The following is a 4,015-nucleotide window of genomic DNA, read 5'->3' as shown; positions in this document are numbered from 1 at the left end:
ACCCCCACCTGTCGTTCCCGTCCCCGTCTCGCCTGATCCCATCCGCTTGCCTGGCATCCTCACCTGTCGGCTGTCCGGACGCGTCGGGCGTACCGGCCTGCCAGCCATGGTGATCCCTGGGGCCACCGGCCGCGGGGATCGCGCTTCCCCACGGGGTTCTTCCAGCCGTCCCATCGTTGCTGTGATCTTCAGTCGTTGTCCTCGTAGGCGTCGAAGACGCACAACAGCCATTCGTCCCGGAAGGGCTGCTCGCGCACGAGCGCGAAGCCGGCCAGGTTCGCCGCGTCCACCACGGCCGCCACCAGATTGAGGTCCAGCGTGCCGAACACGGGGGTGATACGTACCGCGACCACCACCTGGTCGCGTTCAGTGTTGAAGACCGCTGTCGGGTCGAGGTCGTCGAGTGTCTCCACGACCAGTGGTGCATGCTTGGTCACCGGTGTCTCCTGCGGCCGCCCCCTGGCGGCCCTCGAAGGGCTGACGGTTGTCGGTAGTCTCGGTCGTCATCAGACGACGGAACGATACGCAGCAGGCATGATGCTCCGATGACCGCCCCGGTGCCGACCGGGCAAGCTGTCGCAAGACGTGGTCGGACCTACATGGCAGTCATATTCCCACGAAACGCCCGTACGGGGCCTCCGGCGCAGGCGAAGATGACGATGATCATCCCGAGGCGCTGCCCCGCCGCTGCCCCGCGTCGTGCGCCGGTATTCACGTCACAGCGTCCGTGCACCGTTCACTCACTGCCTCCTGCCTCGCCTGCATCCCCTGCCTCCTGCTTCCGCTGCCTGGCCGACCCGGCGTCTCACCACCCCGTGGGCCCGTTGCGGCGGTCCGCTGTCCCCGCCCGGCTGGCGACAGTCGTCACTGGTCGTCACTGGCCGCGATCCATCGATCCCGTCATCGGCGCCACCGCGCCCACGCGACCGCAAGCCGTAGGTGAAAACCGTTGGTATCGCACAGGTTGTCACCTACGGCCTGCGTGCCCGTAGATGGATTCCGTCGTGATGACAGCGCTTTCCACCTACGACTGGCCGGATGCCGATCGAAGCACGAGATGGAAATTGTCCGTACAGGAATATCCGTACAGGAATAATTGCTACCTGCGGGCATGGTTGGTGGAGGCTGGGTGGTGGGCGCCGGCATGGTTGCGGGCATGGCAGGTGAGGCGTGGCAGGGTGCATGACGGGACGAACGTCATCGGGGAGTTTCAGATGGCGCGGGCCTGCCGGTGGTCGCCGCCGGAGTCGTGGGCGGGCCGCTGCTCGGCCGAAGGGGGCGGAGGCTGCTCCCGGGCCGGGTCGGTCGGCGTGAGGCGCTTACCCAGCACCGCGTATTCGATCCAGCTCCCCGGAAACTGAAAATTCGACAGTAACGGAACAAAACCCTCGCTGGCATACAGCCGTCGGGCCCTGCTGTCGGGCAGTTCCAGGGCGGACAGCGCGGCTGTCTGTTCCGGTGCCTCCCGCAGCAGTTCCCGCAGCAGACTACGTCCCACCCCCCTGCCCTGGAACTCCGGCAGGACGTGGAACTCGACGATCTCCAGACAGTCGCCGAGCCAGGTCACGGCGTCCTCGGGCCCCAGCGCGTCACTGACGACGTCGTGCCACCACTGCCCCTTCAGCCCCGGCAGGGCGTAGGTGAAGCCGACCAGGCGCTCATCGGAGAGAAGAGCCGCGACCGCTCGCAGATCCCGGCGGTCGGCGTGCCGGCGGGCGTGCATGGTCCGTTCGATCGCCGCCCGCGCCGGGTCGGGCTCGTGGAAGTCCAGAAAGGCGGCCTTGTAGACGGCGATGACATCGGTCAGCCGGGCACGCATCCGCGCGGGTGTCCAGCGGACCAGCCTGATGTTCTCCACCAAGCCTGCCTCCTCGCGCTTCCGTTCCTGCCTCGGGCAGGCTGCCTGCCCGGGGGGCCTGTCTACCCGCGTCGATTACCGGCCACGCCTGGGCCGGGTCAGTCCCCTATACCATCTAAGGTCACTGACGATAACGGGTACTCGGGGCGTTGCGCCCGGCTCGGTCCGGACGAAGACCTGTAGGCGAACCTTGTGCGGTGCGGCCGCACCGTGCCGAATGCCGCATGTTCCTGGTGGCTCGGGGTGTTTTCGGCGTCTGAGCCCCATGTGGCCTGAGCTCCGCCCCGGTCCTCGCCGTTGCGAGCACGCATCCGGGCCGGGCGGGACCATCACGGCACAGCTTGCCGCTGCCTCGATCATCTCGCCTGCCGCCTGCCGCCTGCCGCCTGCCGCCTGCCGCCTGCCGCCTGCCGCCTGCCGCCTGCCGCCTGCCGGATGGGTGATCCCTGGCCGGGCGGGCGGCAGGCGCCGACCCGGAGCTGGCGGCGTCGATGAACGGCTGTCGATGCCGCCAGCTGCCCGGTCAACCGGCTTTGTCCGGTCGCGGCCCGCCCAGGCGCCCGACGACAACGCCCACGCGGAGTTCTGGGCGTCGCCCCCGGAGTTGGTGCCCGGGCCACCAACTCCGGGGGGGGGGCTTGCTTCGGCCGTGGCTTTCGACGACGTCAGCGGCTCGGCCCGCCAGCGGGCAACCCGGCGGCCACACGGTAGCGGCCACGATGCCACGCAGCCGTACCCCTCGACGACGTTGACGGTTCAAGACGGGTGAGGTTTACTACTCCAGTAAGTCGAACATATGTTCGACTTACTGGAGTAGATCGTCATGCGAAAGATGGCCATGTGAAAGATCGTCATGCGGTTGAGCCATGTAGTGATGTCGTCGTATCGGAGGGAGCGGTCATGAGTCGGCAGGCCGTAGATCGACAGCCTCGAATCCCGGTCCCCCTTGCGGGGCTGCCTCGTCGTTCCCGTGACGAGCTGCTCATGGCCGCGCATCACGGCCTTGACGAAGCGAGCTTCGCCCGAACCCCCGGGCAGCGGTACGCCCTGGCGCACCTGGCGGCGCTGCGGGCCGCCGCCGCTGTTCTCGTGGAACGGGCCCGCCCCCGGCACGGTCACCGCGGCCGGCCCGTCAGCGTCTGGCAGTTGCTGGCACGAGTGGCGCCCGAACTGGCGGAGTGGGCACAGTTCTTCGCGGCTGGCGCGGCCAAGAGGACGGCCGCCGAGGCAGGCCTGTCCGTGGTCGGTGTCCGGGATGCCGACGACCTGCTTCGGCAGGCGGAGACGTTCCTCGCGGTGGTGGAAACAACGCTGGGCCTACCGTCCCAGCCGGCGCTGACGGCCGCGGTCGTCAGTTGCGTCCCGCCTGTCGGCGTGACCTGCTCACCGGAGAAGGCCGGGGTGCGAACGGGGTGGAAAGGCCAGGATGCGGAGCTGTGCGCACGCCGGGTGTGGTCAGGGCGCGGGTTCACCCTCGTGGCCCCTGAACGGGCTGATCCTGGCCGCTGGAAGAGGTACCTCTCGTTGTCGGGAGATGCTGGTCCTGTTTGCCGGGGGATCCCGGATGTCGTCCTGTGCACGAACAGAGGCTTCTGCCCGTCGGCTGTTGCGAGATCCATGTAGATCGTTTTGCGTATCGTAGATCAGGCGTTCACTATCGGTGACCATTGGTGAGCGTCTTGATTACGACGGTAGGTCATTCGGATGAATTCAGTCATTGCTGGGGATGCCACGCGATCGATGCCCGAAGGGTTGACCAGGGGGTCGAAGGCAGAAAAAGCATGGGTTTTCCGTTCCGTCGGAGGTCATGGTCTCCGGGCTGTCGACGGGGTGGTGCCATCGGACATGCCTGTGGGGATCCGCGAAGTCACGCGGCGAGACCGGCGGCGGCCGCCGAGCTGGCTGCTGCAACTGGTCGGCCTGTCCCTGGGGGGTCTCGTGGCCGGCATCGCCATCGGTTTCCGGCTGCCGGCGTGAGACCGGCTACCGGCGTGCGAGATGCGCGAGAGAGTGCAAAAGATGCGCGTAGAGAGACGTTCCGGTGCGTGATGCGTGAAGAACGATGCACCCGAGGCGGTCGTGGCCACCCTGGCGCTGGTTACCCCAACCTGGCCACCTAACGCTGGCCGCCCGGCGCCGTCACCTCAGCGCTGATCA

The 4,015-nt window shown here is 67.7% G+C and carries 4 protein-coding genes; 2 read left to right on the top strand and 2 right to left on the bottom strand.

The annotated features are described in order from the left end of the window. Window positions 1-188: 188 nt before the first annotated feature. Both CM1CMNOD_RS14415 and CM1CMNOD_RS14410 read right to left on the bottom strand, forming a co-directional pair. Complete coding sequence (locus CM1CMNOD_RS14415; RefSeq protein ID WP_013874333.1) at window positions 189-437, bottom strand: hypothetical protein; 249 nt, start codon at window positions 435-437, stop codon at window positions 189-191. A 773-nt stretch (window positions 438-1,210) separates the two neighbouring features. Then, the gene (locus CM1CMNOD_RS14410; RefSeq protein WP_013874332.1) at window positions 1,211-1,858 is read right to left on the bottom strand and encodes a GNAT family N-acetyltransferase; all 648 of its coding nucleotides are present in this window, start codon (window positions 1,856-1,858) and stop codon (window positions 1,211-1,213) included. Between the two features lie 900 nt (window positions 1,859-2,758). Here CM1CMNOD_RS14410 and CM1CMNOD_RS24480 point away from each other — a divergent pair. Continuing rightward, window positions 2,759-3,481, top strand: coding sequence for an SAV_6107 family HEPN domain-containing protein (locus CM1CMNOD_RS24480; protein WP_013874331.1), 723 nt, complete (start codon window positions 2,759-2,761; stop codon window positions 3,479-3,481). A gap of 222 nt (window positions 3,482-3,703) precedes the next feature. Then, window positions 3,704-3,835 (top strand): hypothetical protein, encoded by a 132-nt coding sequence (locus CM1CMNOD_RS23695; protein ID WP_258165201.1) that lies wholly within the window; start codon window positions 3,704-3,706, stop codon window positions 3,833-3,835. Window positions 3,836-4,015 lie beyond the last annotated feature (180 nt).

It is taken from the genome of Protofrankia symbiont of Coriaria myrtifolia, from assembly GCF_900634755.1.
Lineage (GTDB): Bacteria > Actinomycetota > Actinomycetes > Frankiales > Frankiaceae > Protofrankia > Protofrankia coriariae.
This window is presented reverse-complemented; position numbering and strand designations above follow the sequence as displayed.